General features: G+C 73.0%; 13 protein-coding genes. 8 read left to right on the plus strand and 5 right to left on the minus strand.

Annotated elements, in window-relative coordinates; all coding sequences use genetic code 11:
* The first annotated feature begins 156 nt into the window (after positions 1–156).
* Complete coding sequence (gene pcrA, locus OG379_RS23780; protein WP_405665057.1) at positions 157–2,595, plus strand: DNA helicase PcrA; 2,439 nt, start codon at positions 157–159, stop codon at positions 2,593–2,595.
* 47 nt (positions 2,596–2,642) lie between these two features.
* On the opposite strand, the gene OG379_RS23785 is transcribed toward pcrA, so the two are convergent.
* Positions 2,643–4,265, minus strand: coding sequence for a M23 family metallopeptidase (locus tag OG379_RS23785; protein WP_405665059.1), 1,623 nt, complete (start codon positions 4,263–4,265; stop codon positions 2,643–2,645).
* 237 nt (positions 4,266–4,502) lie between these two features.
* Entirely contained in the window at positions 4,503–5,441 is a 939-nt protein-coding gene (locus OG379_RS23790; RefSeq protein WP_405665060.1) for an esterase/lipase family protein, read from the minus strand.
* A gap of 352 nt (positions 5,442–5,793) precedes the next feature.
* Here OG379_RS23790 and OG379_RS23795 point away from each other — a divergent pair, with 352 nt between their 5' ends.
* Positions 5,794–6,207, plus strand: a complete 414-nt coding sequence (locus OG379_RS23795) for a cobalamin B12-binding domain-containing protein (RefSeq protein WP_277332360.1) — start codon at positions 5,794–5,796, stop codon at positions 6,205–6,207.
* 48 nt (positions 6,208–6,255) lie between these two features.
* Here OG379_RS23795 and OG379_RS23800 read toward each other — a convergent pair whose 3' ends face one another.
* Entirely contained in the window at positions 6,256–7,884 is a 1,629-nt protein-coding gene (locus OG379_RS23800; RefSeq protein ID WP_405665061.1) for a DUF5691 domain-containing protein, read from the minus strand.
* A gap of 85 nt (positions 7,885–7,969) precedes the next feature.
* Positions 7,970–9,340, minus strand: a complete 1,371-nt coding sequence (locus OG379_RS23805) for an SWIM zinc finger family protein (RefSeq protein ID WP_405665062.1) — start codon at positions 9,338–9,340, stop codon at positions 7,970–7,972.
* A gap of 224 nt (positions 9,341–9,564) precedes the next feature.
* Between OG379_RS23805 and OG379_RS23810 the strand changes: the two genes are divergently transcribed.
* The 5 genes from OG379_RS23810 (at position 9,565) to sucD (ending at position 16,581) form a co-directional block, all read left to right on the plus strand.
* Positions 9,565–10,677: an AAA family ATPase gene (locus tag OG379_RS23810; RefSeq protein WP_405665063.1), complete on the plus strand. Its 1,113-nt coding sequence runs from the start codon at positions 9,565–9,567 to the stop codon at positions 10,675–10,677.
* Complete coding sequence (locus OG379_RS23815) at positions 10,674–12,983, plus strand: DUF5682 family protein (RefSeq protein WP_405665064.1); 2,310 nt, start codon at positions 10,674–10,676, stop codon at positions 12,981–12,983. The genes OG379_RS23810 and OG379_RS23815 overlap by 4 nt, the downstream gene beginning before the upstream one ends.
* Positions 12,980–14,203, plus strand: a complete 1,224-nt coding sequence (locus tag OG379_RS23820) for a VWA domain-containing protein (RefSeq protein WP_405665065.1) — start codon at positions 12,980–12,982, stop codon at positions 14,201–14,203. Before OG379_RS23815 ends, OG379_RS23820 begins: the two co-directional genes overlap by 4 nt.
* Positions 14,204–14,493: 290 nt before the next feature.
* Positions 14,494–15,675, plus strand: coding sequence for an ADP-forming succinate--CoA ligase subunit beta (gene sucC / locus OG379_RS23825; protein WP_104788409.1), 1,182 nt, complete (start codon positions 14,494–14,496; stop codon positions 15,673–15,675).
* A 21-nt stretch (positions 15,676–15,696) separates the two neighbouring features.
* Entirely contained in the window at positions 15,697–16,581 is an 885-nt protein-coding gene (gene sucD, locus OG379_RS23830; protein WP_099173770.1) for a succinate--CoA ligase subunit alpha, read from the plus strand.
* Between the two features lie 132 nt (positions 16,582–16,713).
* Here sucD and OG379_RS23835 read toward each other — a convergent pair whose 3' ends face one another.
* On the minus strand, positions 16,714–17,991 hold the full coding sequence (locus tag OG379_RS23835) for a helix-turn-helix domain-containing protein (RefSeq protein WP_405665066.1): 1,278 nt from the start codon (positions 17,989–17,991) through the stop codon (positions 16,714–16,716).
* A gap of 131 nt (positions 17,992–18,122) precedes the next feature.
* Between OG379_RS23835 and OG379_RS23840 the strand changes: the two genes are divergently transcribed.
* Entirely contained in the window at positions 18,123–19,922 is a 1,800-nt protein-coding gene (locus tag OG379_RS23840) for a DUF6350 family protein (protein ID WP_405668619.1), read from the plus strand.
* The last annotated feature ends 24 nt before the right edge of the window (positions 19,923–19,946 follow it).

Here is a 19,946-nt window from a genome sequence, read left to right on the forward strand (position 1 = left end):
TCGTGACCTTTTCCTGGCGTCGGTCCACGGGCCGGGGAACCGGCCTGGAATCTCACGTTCCGTGGGTGGATGATCTCGGTACGCACACGGTCCGGGGCGGCCCTTGTCGCCGATGCGGCCCGGGCTGTCGGTGCGGCCGCCTAGACTCGTGAGGCGATGAGCAGCCTCTTTGACGACAGTTTCCTGACCGGCCTCCAGCAAGCGGAGGACGGCCCCCCGCCGCCCCCTGAGGAGCACGCGCCCGAAGCGGTGCCGGAGGGCCTCTTCGAGGACGTCTTCGACGCGCCTCCGCCGCCGCGCGACGCCTACTACCGCGACGGCGCCCCGCGCCCCGTCATCGACTCCGCCGCGCTGCTCGAAGGGCTGAACACCGAGCAGCGTGCCGCCGTCGTGCACGCCGGGGCCCCGCTGCTCATCGTCGCGGGGGCCGGCTCGGGCAAGACCAGGGTGCTCACCCACCGGATCGCCCATCTTCTGGCCGAGCGCGGTGTGCACCCGGGGCAGATCCTCGCGATCACCTTCACCAACAAGGCCGCCGGCGAGATGAAGGAGCGCGTCGAGGACCTCGTCGGCCCGCGCGCCAACGCCATGTGGGTCATGACGTTCCACAGCGCCTGCGTGCGGATCCTGCGCCGCGAGTCGAAGCGCCTGGGCTTCACCTCGTCGTTCTCGATCTACGACGCCGCCGACTCCAAGCGGCTGATGGCGCTGGTCTGCCGCGATCTGGACCTCGACCCGAAGCGCTACCCGCCGAAGTCGTTCACGGCGAAGGTGTCGAACCTGAAGAACGAGCTGATCGACGAGGAGACGTTCGCCGGGCAGGCTGCCGACGGCTTCGAGAAGACGCTGGCGCAGGCCTACGCGCTCTACCAGGCGCGGCTCCGCGAGGCCAACGCCCTGGACTTCGACGACATCATCATGACGGCGGTGCACCTGCTCCAGGCGTTCCCCGACGTCGCCGAGCACTACCGCCGCCGCTTCCGGCACGTCCTCGTCGACGAGTACCAGGACACCAACCACGCCCAGTACACCCTGGTGCGCGAGCTGGTGGGCCCGGCCGGCGAGGACGACGCCCCGGGTGAGCTGTGCGTCGTCGGTGACGCGGACCAGTCGATCTACGCCTTCCGCGGCGCGACCATCCGCAACATCCTCCAGTTCGAGGAGGACTATCCGGACGCGACGACGATCATGCTGGAGCAGAACTACCGCTCCACGCAGACGATCCTCTCCGCGGCCAACGCCGTCATCGAGCGCAACGAGAGCCGCCGCCCCAAGAACCTCTGGACGAACGCCGGCGCCGGCACCAGGATCGCGGGCTACGTCGCTGACACCGAGCACGACGAGGCGCAGTTCGTCGCCGACGAGATCGACCGCCTGACGGACTCCGGGGACGCGAAGGCGGGCGACGTCGCCGTCTTCTACCGCACGAACGCCCAGTCCCGTGTCTTCGAAGAGATCTTCATCCGCGTCGGACTGCCCTACAAGGTCGTCGGCGGAGTGCGCTTCTACGAGCGCAAGGAGGTCAGGGACGTCCTGGCCTACCTCCGGGTGCTGTCCAACCCCGAGGACACCGTCCCGCTGCGCCGCATCCTCAATGTGCCCAAGCGGGGCATCGGCGACCGGGCCGAGGCGATGATCGACGCCCTGTCGATGCGGGAGAAGATCTCCTTCCCGCAGGCGCTGCGCCGGGTGGACGAGGCGTACGGCATGGCGGCCCGGTCCGCGAACGCCGTGAAGCGGTTCAACACGCTGATGGAGGAGCTCCGCACGATCGTGGAGTCCGGCGCGGGCCCGGCGGTCGTGGTGGAGGCCGTCATGGAGCGGACCGGCTATCTCGCCGAGCTCCAGGCGTCCACCGACCCGCAGGACGAGACCCGTATCGAGAACCTCCAGGAGCTCGCCTCCGTCGCTCTCGAATTCGAGCAGGAGCGGGCGGAGGAGGAGGGCGCGGGCACCCTCGCCGAGTTCCTGGAGAAGGTCGCGCTCGTCGCCGACGCCGACCAGATCCCCGACGAGGACGAGGACGGCTCCGGTGTCGTCACACTGATGACGCTGCACACCGCGAAGGGCCTCGAATTCCCCGTGGTGTTCCTGACGGGCATGGAGGACGGCGTCTTCCCGCACATGCGCGCGCTGGGACAGGTGAAGGAGCTGGAGGAGGAGCGCCGGCTCGCCTATGTGGGCATCACGCGCGCCCGTGAGCGCCTGTATCTGACCCGGGCGTCGATGCGGAGTGCGTGGGGACAGCCCTCGTACAACCCGCCGTCGCGGTTCCTGGAGGAGATCCCGGACCAGCACCTGGAGTGGAAGCGCAAGGGGCCGATGGCGGCTCCGGCGGGGCCGACGTCGGGCATCACGTCGTCGCTGTCCTCGTCCCGCTCGAAGTCCGGGCCGTCGGGGTTCGCGACCCGGCGCACCTCCGAGAAGCCGGTGGTCACGCTGGTGGTCGGGGACCGGGTCACGCACGACCAGTTCGGCCTGGGCACGGTGACCGCGGTCGAGGGGTTCGGCGACCAGGCGAAGGCGACGGTCGACTTCGGCGGCGAGCGGCCCAAGAAGCTGCTGCTGCGTTACGCGCCGGTCGAGAAGCTCTGACCCGGACTGGCCGTCACACGGGGGCAGCCCTCATGTGACGGCCGGACTCAGTTCGGGTTGATGCCGTGGCTGCGGAGCCAGGGCATGGGGTCGATCGCCGAGCCGCCGCCGGGGCGTACCTCGAAGTGCAGGTGCGGGCCGGTGGAGTTGCCGGAGTTCCCCGAGTAGGCGATGACGTCGCCCGCCTTGACCGAGCCGGAGCGGATCTTCGTGGTGCTGAGGTGGCAGTACCACGTCTCGGTGCCGTCGGCCGCGGTGACGATGGCCATGTTCCCGTAGGCGCTGTTCCACTGGGTGCGGACCGTGCCGTCGGTCGCCGCCATGACGGGGGTGCCGTAGGAGACGGGGAAGTCGATGCCCGTGTGGACGGACATCCAGTTCACACCGGCCTGGCCGTACATGGCGCTGAGGCCGTGCTGCTTCACGGGCAGCATGAACTTGGGACGCGCGGCCTCGCGGCGCGCGGCCTCCTCCTCGCGCTTCTTCTTCTCGGCGGCCTGACGCTCCTTCAGGTCGATGCGCTCCTGGGTGCGGCTGGCGCGATCGGCGAAGTTCTCGGCGTCGGCGCTGAGGTTGGCGAGCTGGGTGTCCAGCTTGTTGTTGGCCACGGCCGGCTTGACCGTGTCGGCGGCCGCCATGGACGCGGTCTCGTCCTTCGTCTCCTCGCCTCCGCCGACACCGCTCACCGAGGCCGCGGCGATGCCCGCGACGCTCATGACGCAGGCGGAGGGGACGGCGACGGTGAGGAGCGCGGAGCGCTTCGCGGGGGTACGGCGCCGGCCCCGGCCACCGCGCGGGGCGGCGGAACGGCCCCCGGGGCGGGCGGACGCGGCCACGGACGCGGACTCCGCGGTCACGTCGACGACGTCCGACAGCGGCTCGGGCTCACCGTGGGCTTCGAGCGCCTCGGCGTACGGGTCGGTCTGCACGAACCCGTCCTCAGCGGTTCCGGCGTGGTCGTGGGAGCCGGGGGAGTCGTGCGTCTCCTGTGCGCCGTGGAGGTCGTGGGCGCCGACGCCGTCGTGGGAGGCGAACTCGGCGGTCTCGTACGGCTCGTAGGGCGCCGACCGGTGTTCGTACGAGGGATACGACGTCTGTTCGGGTGCGTACGCGGGGTCCTCGGGCGTGGCGCCGGTGTTCCATGCGGTGGCGTCGAAGGTGCCGGTGTCCGGCGTCGCGTAGCTCTCGTAACCCGTGGTCTCGAAGGCGGGCACGCTGTACGTGCCGGTCGCGTAGGCCGTGGTGTCGAACGTCGTGGTGGGGAAGGCACCGGTGTCGCCCGTCTCCCACTGGCCGGCCTGGCCGGTGTGGTCCCAGCCCGTGGTGTCCCACTGGCCCGTCGCGTCGGGGGCGGCGGCCTGGGCCGGGATTCCGGCCTCGGGCATCCAGGTGGCCGTCGTGTCGTAGCCCTGGGACGCCTGCGGGGGGTGGGCCTGGGCGTCATAGGCGTCGTACGAGGCTTGCTGATGCGCTCCGGTGTCCCACTGGCCGCTGTCGTAACCGCCGCCGTAGCCGCCGTCGTACGCCGGGGCGTAGTCGCCGTCGTACGTCGTCCCGTGGCTGTTGTCGTGCTGACCCGGCAGGGTCCCGAAGAGCGGGTCGGTGTCGAAGCTGCCGGTGGACTGGCTGTCGTATCCGGCATACCCGGCGTGGGGGTGCTGGTCGTTCACCAACTTCTCTCTCGCCTCGGCAGCAGGACCTGTTCCGGGGTCCGATGGGGGGATCCCAGGGTGAGCAGTGGCCGCGACTGTACCCGGCGGTAGGTGAAGACGACAATCTTCGGCGGCTTTCAGCCCCTCAGGAAACGGGCAATCGGCCGCCTTTCGGTGGACCGTAGAGGCAGCCTTGGCTCTATGTTCGACGATTGTTCTATTCGGCGGGGGCGTGTGGGGGGCCTGAGGCGGAGATCAGGCGACGGAGGTGGCTCCCGGAGCGGCTCCCGGAGCTCCGAGTGACGCACCGTCGGACTCGAGCGCCTGACGGATCGCTGACGCGACCGCGGGGTGGACCGGCAGGGCGAGATGGCCGATTCCCGTGACGCGCACATTCACCGCGTCGAGGTCGGGGTGCTCGACGCATGCCGTCTCGACGGGCAGCATCACCCGGTCCAGATCGCTCCAGAAGCTGATGAAGCGTGTCCGGCAGCCCGGGGCGGGGCGACGCAGCTCCTCGATGAGATCCGATCCGCTGCGCATCTGGCGGACGATGGGGTGCGCGCCTGCCAGCGGGGCGGCGGCGGTGCCGCTGTGGGGTGTACCGAGGGTGACGAGTGTGCGGACCCGCCGGTCCCCGCCGAGCCGCTGCACGTAGTACCGCGCGATCAGGCCGCCGAGGCTGTGGCCGACGATGTCGATCTCGCGGTGCCCGGTGCGGGCGCAGATCTCCTCCACATGGCGGTCGAGCAGCTCGGCCGCCGTGCGGATGTCGCAGGTCAGCGGTGAGTAGTTGAGTGACTCCAGATGGTGCCAGCCGTGCCGGGCCAGGGAGCGGCGGAGCAGGACGAACACGGAGCGGTTGTCGATGAAGCCGTGCAGGAGCACGACGGGCGGGCGGGTGTCGGCCGCAGAGGGCAGTGCTGTCGTGCCCGCCGTGTCAGTCGAGTGAGCGGTGTCCGCTGTGTCCGCCGAACGGGTGAGGCGCTCGGGATCCGCGTCGGATCCGGCGCCGGTGTCGGGCGGCGTCATGGGGTGCCGGCGCTCAGGGGCGAGGCCGGAGGGGTAGATGAGTACGTGCCCGGCGAGGATCACCAGCTCCAGTGCGGTGGCTCTGATCAGCGTCGACGACAGCCATGCGGGGCGCAGGCACGGCCTGCGCAGCAGTAGGGGTAGGAAGGACAGGACCTTCATGGCCGACCTCCTGCACTGGCATGCGGGGGAGGCGGCTCCCTGCCCCGTACGCCCTCACGGGGGTGCTGCGGAGGTGACCGGCGGCCCTGCGGCCCTGATGCGGCCGGGGGCCGTACCACCGTGCCGTGCGGCTGACGGCGCGGTGGTACGGCGACCTCGTTGCGGCTCCCCTGGCGGCGCTCCCCGCGCGGCCGATGGGCCGCCCGGTGCTGGGAACGACGCCGGCGAACATGTCCCATGTGTGATTTCCCCCTCCCGGTCCACCGCGAAACGGGACCGTGCGGGATGCTGTGGATAACGTTCGTTCACATCACCGGCCCTCCGGGCACGGGAAACGCATGTGGAGGCTTTGATGGGTGTGACCGGTCCGATCCGTGTGGTGGTGGCCAAGCCGGGCCTCGACGGCCATGACCGCGGGGCAAAGGTGATCGCGCGGGCGCTGCGGGACGCCGGCATGGAGGTCATCTACACGGGGCTCCACCAGACCCCCGAGCAGATCGTCGACACCGCGATCCAGGAGGACGCCGACGCCATCGGTCTCTCGATCCTCTCGGGTGCGCACAACACGCTCTTCGCCAAGGTCATCGAGCTGCTGAAGGAGCGCGACGCGGAGGACATCAAGGTCTTCGGCGGCGGCATCATCCCCGAGGCGGACATCGCTCCGCTGAAGGAGCAGGGGGTCGCGGAGATCTTCACCCCGGGTGCGACGACGGCCTCGATCGTGGACTGGGTGAACGCGCACGTCCGCCAGCCCGCGGAGGCCTGAGGCCGCGGAGGCCTGAGGCCGCCGGGCCCCGCCCTCCTCCTTCCGTGGTCATTCCGTGCCGTCCCGGACCAGCTCCGCGTCCATGGCGGCGCGCAGGCGCAGGGTGGAGACCAGGCGCTGGAAAGCCTCCGACCAGTAGCCGCCCGCCCCCGGTGAGGCGCCTTCCGGCTCGTCGGGCGTGGTGGTGAGCACCGCGAGCCGGTCCGCCTCGGCAGGGTTGAGGCAGCGCTCGGCGAGGCCCATCACCCCGCTGAAGCTCCAGGGGTAGCTCCCGGCGTCCCGGGCGATGTCCAGTGCGTCGACCACCGACCGGCCGAGCGGCCCGTCCCAGGGCACGGAGCAGACGCCGAGCAGCTGGAACGCCTCGGACAGGCCGTGCGCGGCTATGAAACCGGCGACCCAGAGCGCCCGCTCGGAGGCGGGCAGGGTGGCGAGGAGCTTCGACCGCTCCGCCAGCGACGCCGTCCCGGGGCCGTTCGCCAGGGGCGTCGAGGGGGCCCCGAGGAGCGCCCGCGCCCACTCGGGGTCCCGCTGCCGCACGGCGGCCCGGCACCAGGCGGCGTGCAGCTCACCCGCCCAGCCGTCGGCCACCGGCAGCGCCACGAGCTCCTGCGCCGTCCGGCCGCCGAACCTCTCCCGCCAGACACCGAGCGGTGCCGCCTCCACCAACTGGCCGAGCCACCAGGACCGTTCGCCTCGCCCCGAGGGCGGCACCGGCACCACGCCGTCGCGCTGCATCGCGGCGTCGCACTCGTGCGGAGCCTCCACGGCGACGGATACGGCTCCGCCCGTACGGTCGGGGTTCACGCAGGATGTGGCACGGGCCGCCATCCGCCGGGCGAGCGCCGAATCGGGCAGGGCGGACAGCAGTTCGGCGGCCGTGGAGCGCACGTTGCGGCTGCGGTCCGCCAGGGCCTCCTCCAGAAACGTCTCGTCGGCCCCCGAAAGGCCGGAGCGCAGCGAATCGAGGAACATCAGCCGGTCCTCGGCCCGCTCCATGGACCAGGTGGTGGCGAGCAGGGACCGGGCGGCACCCGCATCCCGCTCCCGCACGGCCCCGAGCAGCGCGACCCGTTCGGCGAAGAGCCCCTCCTCCCAGAGCCTGCGCACCGCCTCCGGATCCGCGGTCTCCGGCCGCTGCGCGCCGCGCGAGGAGGCGCGCAGCGCGAACCTCCACTCGGGATTCAGCCCGGCCAGCCAGAGCCCGCGTGGACCGGCGAACGCCAGCACGTGCGGACGCAGATCCGTACGCGCTCTCGCCGCGTCCAGCAGCGCGGGCAGAAGCTCCGCAGGCGCCCGGTAACCGTGCGCACCGGCGGAGGCCAGCCACTGGGGGATGAGCTCCGTGAGATCGGGAGCCGCTCCGCGCCTCCCTCCGGTGGGCGGCGCCGAGCGGTCGGCGAGCAACTGCGCCAGCCGGCGGCGGGCGGGGGCAGGCAGCGCCGGCCGGGGGTCGGCGGGCGCGGGCGTGGGCAGGGCGGCCCCGGTGGCCGGCCGCAGCGCCGCCCTGCGGCGCACGGTGTGCACCGCCGCCGTGTCGAGCAGCGCCGCCGGACCGACCGCGGCGCCGTCATCCGCCCGGAGAGGGCGCCGGTCGGTGCCGAGCAGCGCCGAGGTGACGAGGTCTTCCCACAGGGCGCTCACGGGCACGTCGTTCGTCGTGGCGGTGGTGGACATCGGGTCCCTTCCGGTGGTCCGGTGGTCGGTCGAGGGGGAGAGGGAACGCGGTGGGCCGGGCGGGTGCCGGGTGAACGCGTCGTGGTCAGGCGAGCGCCACCGCCGCCCTCGGCGCGTCCTCGTCGTCGGATGTCTCGGTGCACCACGCCGCGAGCGGGTCGAAACCCCGGTGCCCGCACTCGCCGAACACCGTCAGCGAGCGGCCGCCGGAGAGCGCCACGAGCTTCCACAGACCGGGCCGGGAGAGCGCCGCAGGTGCTATCGGCAGGGCGGATCCGTCCGCCGCGCCGACCAGTTGCCAGCCGTCCCCGGACGGCGCGGGTATGACTGCGCGCAGCGTGACCGGCCAGGCGTCCAGCCAGGGGTCGTCGCGCAGCGCGTTCCCGTACGCGGCAAGGGCGTCGGCGGTGGTGCCGCCCGGCGGCGGCGCCGTTGTGGCGAGAGGCTCGCCGAACTGCGGCCCCAGCTCGCCCCGCAGTCCTCCGCCGCCCGGATACGGCGTCACCTCGGCATCCATCACGGTGCCCACCGGCAGCGCCGGAGCGGGGGCGCGTCCCGGCGCCCCGTATGACAGCAGCAGCGTGGTGTGCCCCGATTCCCTGCCGTACAGCCAGGTGCGACGGGTGACGATCCTGCCGTCCGGTGTGTCGTACTGCGCGAGGACCAGCCAGTGGTCGCGGACGGCCGGGCCCTCGGCCGAGGCCGTCAGCCCCACCCTCGTACGGACCGTGGCCGCCAGGGGTCCGGGCAGCCGGTCGAGTCCGAGCCAGGCCGAGTCCAGCAGACGCAGGAGCGCGCACTCCTCGAGCAGCCGCGCCGGCCAGCCGGGCCCCGAAGCCGGGACGGACCCCAACTCCCGCACACGGGACGCCAGCCCCGGCGCCTGCGCGTCGATCATGCGGGCTGCCGTCTCCTCCCACAGCCCGTATCCCGGCCGGTCCGCCGCAGCGAGTCCGCCGCGCAGCAGGTCGATGAGCCGCTGGTCCAGCTCCCGCGCGCCGCCGGTGACGCGCTCCGCCCTGCGGTCGGCGCGCCGGGCAGCCGCGCGCGCCGCGGACCCCCCGGACGTCGCCCGCGCGCGTCGGTCCGCCAGCCACTGCGCGACCCAGGGGGGCGGCTCCTTCGTCCGGTCCAGCATCGGGGCGTCGGACGCGTGGAGCAGCAGCAACCCCAGGACGTGCCCGCAGGGCGTCTCCCCGCCGGTACAACCGCACGTGTACGCCGCGTCGTTCGTGTCCACCGCCGTCCGGTGCGGTGGTCTCTCGCCGGCCTCGCGGATCCCCCACACCACGCCTCGGCCGCACCCCGCTCCGGTCCACGCGTGCTCCGAGGCGAACGCACGCCCAGCCTCGCGTGACCGCACGTCAGGAGCGAGGGCCAGCACCCGTTCCATCGCCTGGCGTGCCTCCACCGGTCCGGTGGAGCGCCAGGGTTCTCCCCCTTGAGACAGCACCATGGAACCGACGGTAGAGCGCACCACTGACAATCGGCCCCGACCTGCGATTCCGCCCGTTCCGAGGTGTCTTGACCGCCTCACGAGCGGCGGGTGCGTCGCGGTCTCGCCCGTCACGGGCTGATCCTCCACGCCGGGACGGGCCCCGGCCGTGCGCCGGGGCCGATTGTCAGTGGCATGGTGCACCGTGGAAACCGCATCGGATCGACCGATCCGGAGGGGGATCCATGACCGTGTCCGTACAGACCGACGCAGCCGGCGGCGAAGCTCTGAGGCCGCACGCCGAGCATGCTTTCGCCGACGAGCTCAAGGCGCTCGCCGCCGCCGACGACCGCACCAGGCCTGCCCGTTGGAAGCTCTCGCCCTGGGCCGTCTCCACCTATCTGCTCGGCGGGACACTCCCTGACGGCACGCTGATCACACCGAAGTACGTGGGTCCGCGCCGCCTTGTCGAAGTAGCCGTCACCACGCTCGCCACCGACCGGGCGCTCCTGCTCCTCGGTGTTCCGGGGACCGCCAAGACCTGGGTGTCCGAGCACCTGGCCGCGGCCGTCAGCGGAGACTCGACCCTGCTGGTCCAGGGGACCGCGGGCACCCCCGAGGAGGCCGTCCGCTACGGGTGGAACTACGCGCGGCTGCTGGCGGACGGGCCGAGCAGGGAGGCCCTGGTGCCGAGCCCCGTCATGCGGGCCATGGCCGAGGGAATGACGGCGCGCGTCGAAGAGCTCACGCGTATCCCCGCCGATGTGCAGGACGCGCTCATCACGATCCTGTCGGAGAAGACGCTCCCCGTCCCCGAGCTGGGCCAAGAGGTCCAGGCGGTGAAGGGGTTCAACCTCGTCGCCACGGCCAACGACCGCGACCGCGGGGTCAACGAGCTCTCCAGCGCCCTGCGCCGACGGTTCAACACCGTCGTGCTGCCGCTCCCCGCGACGCCCGAGGCCGAGGTGGACATCGTGTCCCGGCGCGTGGCCCAGACGGGACGCTCGCTCGACCTGCCACCGACACCCGACGGCATGGCCGAGATCCGGCGCGTCGTCACGGTCTTCCGCGAGCTGCGCGACGGCGTCACCACGGACGGCCGCACCAAGCTCAAGTCGCCGTCCGGGACGCTGTCCACGGCCGAGGCCATCTCCGTCGTCACCGGAGGCCTCGCACTCGCCGCCCACTTCGGCGACGGTGTCCTGCGCCCCGGGGACGTGGCGGCGGGCATCATCGGAGCCGTCGTCCGCGATCCCACGACCGACCGCGTGGTCTGGCAGGAGTACGTGGAGACCGTCGTCCGGGAGCGGGACGGCTGGAAGGACTTCTACCGCGCCTGCCGTGAGGCGGCCGAATGACAGCCCGCGCCGGGGGGACCACAGCTCCCGGGGGACCGCTGCTGCTGGGGGTGCGCCATCACGGCCCGGGGTCCGCCCGCGCGGTGCTGGCCGCCCTCGAATCCGTACGGCCGGCTGCCGTGCTCGTCGAAGGGCCGCCCGAGGCGGACGCGTTGCTGCCGCTCGCCGCGCACGCCCGGATGCGTCCGCCGGTCGCGCTGCTCGCCCATGCCGTGGACGATCCGGGGCGTGCCGCCTTCTGGCCGATGGCCGACTTCTCCCCCGAGTGGGTGGGGATCCGCTGGGCATCGGCGAACGGGGTCCCCGTGCGGTTCGTGGACCTGCCGGCCGCGCACTCCCTGGCGTTGACGGAGCAGCGTGAGGACGGCCCGGAGGAGGGCAGGGGCATCGATCCGATCGGAATCCTCGCCGGGACCGCGGGCTACGACGACCCCGAGCGCTGGTGGGAGGACGTCGTCGAGCACCGCGCGGCCGGCGGCGGCCCGGCTGATCCGTGCGCGCCGTTCGCCGCGCTCGCCGAGGCGATGACCGCGCTGCGTGAGGCGTACGGCGACGGGGGCCACCCGCAGGACGCCGTCCGGGAGGCCGCCATGCGCCTTCAGCTGCGCGCCGCCCGCAAGGAGTTCGGCGACGACATCGCCGTGGTCTGCGGCGCGTGGCACGTGCCCGCCCTCGGCGCGCGGACGACGGTCGCCGCCGACCGGGCGCTCCTCAAGGGGATGCCCAAGGTCAAGGCGGAGCTGACCTGGGTGCCCTGGACCCATCGCAGGCTCGCCCGGCACAGCGGATACGGCGCGGGGATCGAGTCCCCCGGCTGGTACGGCCACCTCTTCGGCGCCCACGACCGGCCCGTGGAGCGCTGGATGACGAAGGTGGCCGGCCTGCTGCGCGACGCGGACAGGGCCGTGTCCCCGGCGCATGTCATCGAGGCCGTCCGGCTCGCCGGAACGCTGGCCGCCCTGCGCGACCGCCCGGCTGTCGGCCTGGCCGAGGCCACCGACGCGGTCAGGGCCGTCATGTGCGAGGGGTCCGATGTGCCACTGGCCCTCGTGCGGGACCGGCTCGTCGTCGGCGAGATCCTCGGCGAGGTCCCGGAGACGGCCCCCGCCGTCCCCCTCCAGCGCGACCTGGACCGGCAGCAGCGCACGCTGAGGCTCAGGCCGGAGGCGGAGAGACGCGAGCTCGACCTCGACCTGCGCAAGGACACCGACGCGGCCCGCAGCAGACTGCTGCACAGGCTGCGGCTCCTCGGAGTGGGCTGGGGCGAACCCGTCGTGGGCCGGGGGAGCACGGGGACGTTCCGGGAGAGCTGGCGGCTGCGCTGGGAGCCCGAGCTCTTCGTCCGGATCGCCGAGGCCGGGGTGTGGGGCACCACCGTGCTCGGAGCCGCGACGGCCAGGGCCGCCTCGGAGGCCGTTTCCGCGCCGTCGCTCGCCGGGGTCACCGCGCTCGCCGAGCAATGCCTCCTGGCCGGACTGCCGGACGCCCTGCCCGTCGTGATGAGGGCCCTCTCCGACCGGGCCGCCCTCGACGCGGACGTGGGCCACCTCGCGGACGCCCTGCCGGCCCTGGCCCGCTCCCTGCGGTACGGGGACGTGCGCTCCACCGACACCGCGGCCCTGGGAGAGGTGGCCGTCGGCCTCGCCGAGCGTGTCTGCGTGGGCCTGCCGCCCGCCTGCACGGGCCTCGACGCGGACGCGGCCGCGGAGGCCCATCGCCGGGTTGAGGGCGTGCACACCGCGGTCGGGCTGCTCGCCGACGCCGTAGGGGCGGACGGGCTGGCCGGGCGGTGGGCCGGAGTCCTGCGCAAGCTCTCCGCCAGGGACACGGTCGCCGGGGTCGTCCGGGGCCGCGCCACGCGCCTGCTCCTGGACGACGGCCGGCTGGCCGGTAGCGAGGCAGCGCGCCTGATGGGACTCGCCCTCTCACCCGGCGCCGCCCCACCCGACGCGGCCGGCTGGATCGAGGGCTTCGTCGGCGGGGCCGCGGGCGGCGGCCTGCTGCTCGTCCACGACGAGCGGCTCCTCGGGCTCGTCGACACCTGGCTGACGGGCATACCGGCCGACACGTTCACCGTCGTGCTGCCCCTGCTGCGCCGGACGTTCTCGGCCTACGAGCCAGGTGTACGCCGCACGCTCGGCGAGCTCGTGCGCCGCGGACCGGGTTCCGGCGGGGCGCGCGACCAGGGCGTACCCACAACACCGGGGTTCGGTGAAGGACTCGACGAGGAGCGGGCGGACGCGGTGGTGCCCGTGCTCCGGCTGCTGCTCGGTCCGGTAGCCCCGGACAAGGAGGCGGCCGGATGACCACGAGCTGGGCGGACACGGAGAAGGGGGAGAGGACGATGGACGCGACTCCGGCCGAGGACGAGCGGCTGCGGCGCTGGCGCATGGTGCTCGGCGCGGACGGTACCGAGAGCACGGGACGCGCGCTCACCGGGCGCGACGCGGCGATGGACGGAGCGCTGACCGCGCTCTACGACGGCGGGAGGAAGCCCGGCGGCCGGGGCGGGGCGGAGCGTTCGGCGGGGCTGGGGGCGTCCGCCCCCTCGGTGGCCCGTTGGCTCGGCGACATCCGTACGTACTTCCCGGCCTCCGTCGTCCAGGTCATGCAGCGCGACGCGATCGACCGCCTCGGGCTCTCCGCCCTGCTGGTGGAGCCGGAGATGCTGGAGGCCGTGGAGCCCGACGTCCACCTGGTCGGCACCCTGCTCTCGCTCGGCAAGGCCATGCCGGAGACGACGAGGGAGACGGCCCGCGCCGTCGTACGCAAGGTCGTCGAGGACCTGGAGCGCCGGCTGGCCACCCGCACCCGGGCGACGCTCACCGGTGCCCTGGACCGCTCGGCCAGGGCCTCCAGGCCGCGCCACAGGGACATCGACTGGGACCGCACGATCCGGGCCAACCTGAAGAACTACGTGCCCCTCCCCGGCCGTGAGGGGGCCGGCACGGTCATACCCGAACGTCTCGTAGGTTACGGGCGCACGGACCGGTCCGTGAAGAAGGACGTCATCCTCTGCGTCGACCAGTCGGGGTCCATGGCCGCCTCCGTCGTCCACGCCTCGGTCTTCGGCGCGGTGCTCGCCTCGATGCGGACCCTGACGACCCGGCTCGTCGTGTTCGACACGGCGGTCGTCGATCTCACCGATCAGCTCGACGACCCCGTCGACGTCCTCCTCGGCACGCGGCTCGGCGGCGGTACGGACATCAACCGCGCGCTCGCCTACTGCCAGTCGAGAATCACCCGTCCGGCGGACACCGTCGTCGTCCTCATCAGCGATCTCCACGAGGGCGGGATCCGCGACGAGATGGTCGGGCGGGCCGCGGCGATGAAGGCGTCCGGAGTGCAGTTCGTGACCCTGCTGGCTCTCTCCGACGAGGGCACGCCCTCCTACGACCGCGAGCACGCCGCGGCGCTGGGCGCGCTCGGCGCCCCCGCTTTCGCCTGCACTCCGGATCTCTTTCCCGAGGTCATGGCGGCGGCGATCGAGAAACGGCCGCTGCCGATACCGGACACCTGGCGCTGACCGGCCGTGGTCCCGGCTCCGCGCCCCGGCCACGGACCGTCCGGCGGGCCCGCGGAGGTGGCGTTTTGTCCCTCGTAACCCGGCCACCAGCGGGGTCTGTGACCGGTATCACCGCTCAGGTGTGATCTGCAATTTAGGGTCCGGTCCGGTGCGGGGGATAACCTGCCGGATGGACATGCCGCGTACCCGGTCACCGTGTGCGCCTCCCTTGTGACTGCGCAGTCACGTTGCCCTCGCGGCACGCCCACGCAGAAAACGAACCGCGAGACCACTAAAAGGGACGGACGCGCGTGGACCTGTTCGAGTACCAGGCGAGGGACCTCTTCGCCAAGCACGGTGTACCGGTGCTGGCCGGTGAAGTCATCGACACGCCTGAGGCAGCCCGCGAGGCGACCGAGCGGCTGGGCGGCAAGTCCGTCGTCAAGGCGCAGGTGAAGGTCGGTGGCCGAGGCAAGGCCGGCGGCGTGAAGCTGGCGGCAGACCCGGACGAGGCGGTCGCTCGCGCGACCGACATCCTCGGCATGGACATCAAGGGCCACACGGTCCACAAGGTGATGATCGCCGAGCTGTCCCCGGAGATCGAGGCGGAGTACTACGTCTCGTACCTCCTCGACCGCACCAACCGCACCTTCCTCGCCATGGCGTCGGTGCAGGGCGGCATGGACATCGAGGAGGTCGCGGAGAAGACCCCCGAGGCCCTCGCGAAGGTCCCGGTCAACGCCGTCGACGGCGTCGACATCGAGAAGGCCCGCGAGATCGTGGCCCAGGCGAAGTTCCCGGCCGAGGTGGCCGAGGGTGTCGCCGAGGCCATGGTGACCCTGTGGGACACCTTCGTCGCCGAGGACGCGCTCCTCGTCGAGGTCAACCCGCTGGTGAAGACCAAGGACGGCCGCATCCTGGCGCTGGACGGCAAGGTGTCTCTCGACGAGAACGCCGACTTCCGTCAGCCCGACCACGAGGCGCTCGAGGACAAGGCCGCGGCCAACCCCCTCGAGGCGGCCGCCAAGGCCAAGAACCTCAACTACGTCAAGCTCGAGGGCGAGGTCGGCATCATCGGTAACGGTGCCGGTCTGGTCATGTCGACCCTGGACGTCGTCGCGTACGCCGGTGAGAAGCACGGCAACGTGAAGCCCGCCAACTTCCTCGACATCGGTGGCGGCGCCTCCGCAGAGGTCATGGCGAACGGCCTGGAGATCATCCTCGGCGACGCGGACGTCAAGTCCGTCTTCGTCAACGTCTTCGGTGGCATCACCGCCTGCGACGAGGTCGCCAACGGCATCGTCCAGGCCCTGGAGCTGCTCAAGTCCAAGGGCGAGGACGTCACCAAGCCGCTGGTCGTGCGCCTCGACGGCAACAACGCGGAGCTGGGTCGCAAGATCCTCTCCGACGCCAACCACCCGCTCGTTCAGCGTGTGGACACCATGGACGGCGCGGCCGACAAGGCCGCCGAGCTCGCCGCGGCTGCGAAGTAAGGGACGAGGGACTCCAACACCATGGCTATCTTCCTCACCAAGGACAGCAAGGTCATCGTCCAGGGGATGACCGGCGCCACGGGCATGAAGCACACCAAGCTCATGCTGGCCGACGGCACCAACATCGTCGGTGGCGTGAACCCCCGTAAGGCGGGCACCTCCGTCGACTTCGACGGCACCGAGGTACCCGTGTTCGGGTCGGTCGCCGAGGCGATCGAGAAGACCGGCGCCGACGTGTCCGTCCTCTTCGTGCCGCCGGCCTTCGCGAAGGCCGCGGTCGTCGAGGCGATCGACGCCGAGATCCCGCTGGCCGTCGTGATCACCGAGGGCATCGCCGTCCACGACTCGGCCGCCTTCTGGGCGTACGCCGGCTCGAAGGGCAACAAGACCCGGATCATCGGCCCGAACTGCCCCGGCCTGATCACCCCCGGCCAGTCCAACGCCGGCATCATCCCGGGCGACATCACCAAGCCCGGCCGCATCGGTCTCGTGTCCAAGTCCGGCACGCTGACCTACCAGATGATGTACGAGCTCCGTGACATCGGCTTCTCGTCGGCCGTCGGCATCGGTGGCGACCCGGTCATCGGTACGACGCACATCGACGCGCTCGCCGCGTTCGAGGCCGACCCCGACACGGACCTCATCGTGATGATCGGCGAGATCGGCGGCGACGCCGAGGAGCGTGCCGCCGACTACATCGCGAAGAACGTCACGAAGCCGGTCGTCGGTTACGTCGCGGGCTTCACCGCCCCGGAGGGCAAGACCATGGGCCACGCCGGCGCCATCGTCTCCGGCTCCTCCGGCACCGCCGCGGCCAAGAAGGAGGCCCTCGAGGCCGCAGGCGTGAAGGTCGGCAAGACGCCGACCGAGACCGCCAAGCTGGCCCGCGAGATCCTCGGCGGCTGACGCCCACCGCGTCACACGTCGCACCGCCTCACAGCGGAATCGGCGCGGGCCCGCACCCCTTCATCGAAGGGGGTGCGGGCCCGCGCCGTTTCCGTTCCGGAAGCCCGCCGGAGAGTTGCTTCCGGGCTACGGTCAGGGAATACGTGGCACCAGCCGCTCAGGTCCGTGCGTCAGCTCGCCCCGCAGCGACTTCTGGAGTTTCAGGTCCTGCGGCGTCAGCTTTTCCGGTCCACCCAGCGGAGGGACGCCGCCGACACGTTCGGCGGGTGCCAGCGGCTGCACGTACTGGGTGGGGGCCGTGTGCAGGGTGAAGGCGGTCGTGCCGATGAGCATCGCCCCGAAGCAGAGCGCCGCCCGGGTCCAGAGTTCGGCGATGCGCTCGCTGCCCGCGCGGACGGCGGGGGCCGGTGGCGGTTCGGGCACCTCTTCCGCGAGGGCGAGTGCGCCCAGCCGGTCGTGGAGTGCCGGCCTGCCGCCGGGCTCCGTCGGCTCCACCGTTCCGGGCAGCCGCTCGGCGACGGCGGCCCGGGCGTTGAGCAGTCTGCTCGCGGTGGCGGGAGTGCTCGCCTCCGTCTCCGCCGCCGTCTCGGGGAGCCCGAGACCCACACCGTCGTGGAGCAGCAGGGTGCGCCGGTAAGCGGGTGGCAGGCCGAGCAGGGCGTCGAGCAGCGCGCGCCGCGCCGGGTCCTCGGGCAGCGCGTCGGGCCGGCGGTGGGCGCGGCGCAGCCGGTGCCAGGGCGACATCGCGTACTCGTACGACGCCGCCCGCACCCAGCCCGCCGGATCGCGGTCCCTGGCCACCTCGGGCCAGCGCTGCCAGGTGATCCGGAAGGCGTGTTCGACGGCTTCCCGGGCGAGCGTCCGGCGGCCGGTCAGCAGGTACATCTGACGGGTGAGGCCCGGTGCCGTGCGGCCGTACAGCGCGTCGTACGCCTCCTCGGCGGTGAGGGCCGGCGGGGGCTGCGGGGCGGCGTCGTGCGCGTCCGGCGCCGTGGTCCCGGGCGGGCCCCCGTCCTGGGCAGGGACGCCCGGGGCCGACGCCTCAGGCGGGGGCGCCCCGGGGGCCCTCGGCGTGGGGGTGTGCGTGGAGGGTTCTCCGGGCGTGGGCGCGTCCGGGGCGGTGCCGGTGCCGGGCTCGGTCGGGGACATCGTGCTGCTCCCGGTGGCTTCGACGGAGGGGGGTGGCGCAGGGCGGTGCTCGTCGCAGCCGATGAGCCTGGCGTAGGCCGTGCGCCGCCGGCCCCGCGGGCTCGTGCGCCCGGTCTCCCAGGCGCGGACGGTGGCGGGCGTGACTCCCACGGCCGCCGCGACCTGTTCCTCACTCAGTGCCCTGGCCTCGCGCAGCCTGCGGCGCTCCTTCGGGGAGGGCAGGGGGGCGGCGGGGGCCGGACCGGTGGCGCTCCGCGTCATGCCCGGCCTCCGTCCCCGATGACACTGCACTGGGTGAAAAAGTACATAAACGTATATTGAGCGACACAACGGCCATTCGCCCGTTACACGGAATAAGCGCGTGTCGTTGGCAGCATGGCCGCGTGACCCAAGTGACCGAACGCAGCCCGACGTTGCCGGCCGAGCGGAGCAGGTCCGCCGCTCTGGCCTCCGCCTTCGTGCGCGGGGCACTGGCCGCAGGGCTCGGGCTGGGCGCGCTGGCGGTCCTGGTCATGGTGCTGTGGATCAGCTCTCCGTACCCCGACAGCGGGCCCGCCGGGGCCCTCCATGTGGCGACCGGGATCTGGCTGCTCGCCCACGGTGCCGAACTCGTCAGGGCCGACACGGTGGGAGGCCACCCCGCGCCCGTGGGGACGGTCCCGCTGCTGCTCGTCGTGCTGCCCGTGTGGCTGCTGCACCGGGCCGCCAGGGACTCGGCGGAGACCGAGGAGAAGCCATCGCGCGAGCACTCGGCGGTCGGGGCGTTCTGTGCGGTGGGCGCCGGATATCTGCTGGTGGTGCTGGCCGCGGCGGCCTACGCGCGGGACGGGGCGCTGCCCGCCGACCGGGCCTCGCTCGCCTTCCCCGTCACCTTCGTGGTGGCCGCCTCGGCCGCCGCGGGGGTGTGGACGGCCCGCGGGCGGCCCTTGACCCCGCTGCTGGTCTGGGCACCGCTGAGCCTTCAGGAGGCCGCGGCCCGCGCCCGGTTCCGGTCCGGGGCCGCGGTGGCCCTGCGGTCGGCCGCCGTGGGTGTGCTCACGCTGCTCGGCGGCGGGGCGCTGCTGGTCGCGGTGGCACTGGTGTGGCACACGGGGGCGGCGCGGGAGTCGTTCGTGGGGCTCTCGGGCGACTGGGCGGGCCGGATCTCCGTCCTTCTGCTGGCGACGGCGCTCGTGCCGAACGCGGCGATGTGGGGCGCCGCCTACGGCCTCGGGCCGGGATTCGCTCTCGGCACGGAGTCCGTGGTCACACCGCTCGCGTTCACCGGGCCCCCCGCGCTGCCCGACTTCCCGTTGCTCGCCGCGGTGCCGTCCCACGGGCCGGGGACGCTCGCGAACTGGGCGGCGGTCGCGGTGCCGTCCGTCGCGGCCCTGGCCGTCGCCCGGTTCGTCGCCCGGGGGGCGGTTCCGGAGCGCGGTGCGCGTGAGGAGGCGTGGGGCCAGGCGCGTACCGCACTGGTGGCGGGGCTGGCGGCCCTGGGCTGCGGCGCCGGCGCGGCGGTGCTGGCGGCGGTCTCGGGGGGCCCGTTGGGCACCGGGGCGCTCGCGGAGTTCGGCCCCGTGTGGTGGCTGGTGGGCCCGGCCGCTCTCGCCTGGACTGCCGTGATCGGCGTACCGGCGGCGCTGCTGCTCAGGGCGTGGCGGCTGAGGGAACACCGTTGGGGATGGCGGTGGGAGTCGGTGAAGAAGGAGCAGGCGAAGGCGGAACCTGGGCAGAAGCCGGAGCCGAGTACGGAGGAGGGGCCCGGGGGAGCGGGCGAGGGCGCGGAGCCGTACGACTTCCTGTCGGCCGACCCGTGGCACGAGGACGGGGCGAGGGAGGCGCGCTGGGCCGCGCTGAAGAAGAAGTCCGGCGGGCTGATGGCGGGCTTCCCGGCGGACGCGGACACGGAGCCCGCACCCGGCCCGGTACCGGCCGCCCCGCCGGCACCCACGCCGCCGTCGACGCCACCGTCCACGCCGCCCCCCGCGCCGGTTGCCGCGCACGCGCCCGCTCCGGCGCCCGCATCGGCCCCCGTGACCGCACCCGCACCTGCTTCAGCCCCGGCCACCGTGCCCGAACCGGAGCCCGAACCGGAGCCGGAGCCCGAACCGGAGACGGGACCCGAGCCCGTCACCGGCCCGGATACGCCGAACGGCCGGGTGCCGGATGCCGAGGGGCACCCGGAACCCGGCCGGGAAGCTGCTCCGTGACGAGCGTTCCAGCGCGGGGCGGAG

The sequence above is a fragment of the Streptomyces sp. NBC_01166 genome (genome assembly GCF_045039765.1).
Classification (GTDB): Bacteria; Actinomycetota; Actinomycetes; order Streptomycetales; family Streptomycetaceae; genus Streptomyces.

Bases quoted from the DNA above. Each gene is read 5' to 3' on its own strand.
- pcrA (WP_405665057.1), top strand. From the start codon at position 157: ATGAGCAGCCTCTTTGACGACAGTTTCCTGACCGGCCTCCAGCAAGCG.
- OG379_RS23800 (WP_405665061.1), bottom strand. From the start codon at position 7,884: ATGTCCACCACCGCCACGACGAACGACGTGCCCGTGAGCGCCCTGTGG.
- sucD (WP_099173770.1), top strand. From the start codon at position 15,697: ATGGCTATCTTCCTCACCAAGGACAGCAAGGTCATCGTCCAGGGGATG.
- OG379_RS23820 (WP_405665065.1), top strand. From the start codon at position 12,980: ATGACCACGAGCTGGGCGGACACGGAGAAGGGGGAGAGGACGATGGAC.
- OG379_RS23815 (WP_405665064.1), top strand. From the start codon at position 10,674: ATGACAGCCCGCGCCGGGGGGACCACAGCTCCCGGGGGACCGCTGCTG.
- OG379_RS23805 (WP_405665062.1), bottom strand. From the start codon at position 9,340: ATGGTGCTGTCTCAAGGGGGAGAACCCTGGCGCTCCACCGGACCGGTG.
- OG379_RS23835 (WP_405665066.1), bottom strand. From the start codon at position 17,991: ATGACGCGGAGCGCCACCGGTCCGGCCCCCGCCGCCCCCCTGCCCTCC.
- OG379_RS23810 (WP_405665063.1), top strand. From the start codon at position 9,565: ATGACCGTGTCCGTACAGACCGACGCAGCCGGCGGCGAAGCTCTGAGG.
- OG379_RS23795 (WP_277332360.1), top strand. From the start codon at position 5,794: ATGGGTGTGACCGGTCCGATCCGTGTGGTGGTGGCCAAGCCGGGCCTC.
- OG379_RS23790 (WP_405665060.1), bottom strand. From the start codon at position 5,441: ATGAAGGTCCTGTCCTTCCTACCCCTACTGCTGCGCAGGCCGTGCCTG.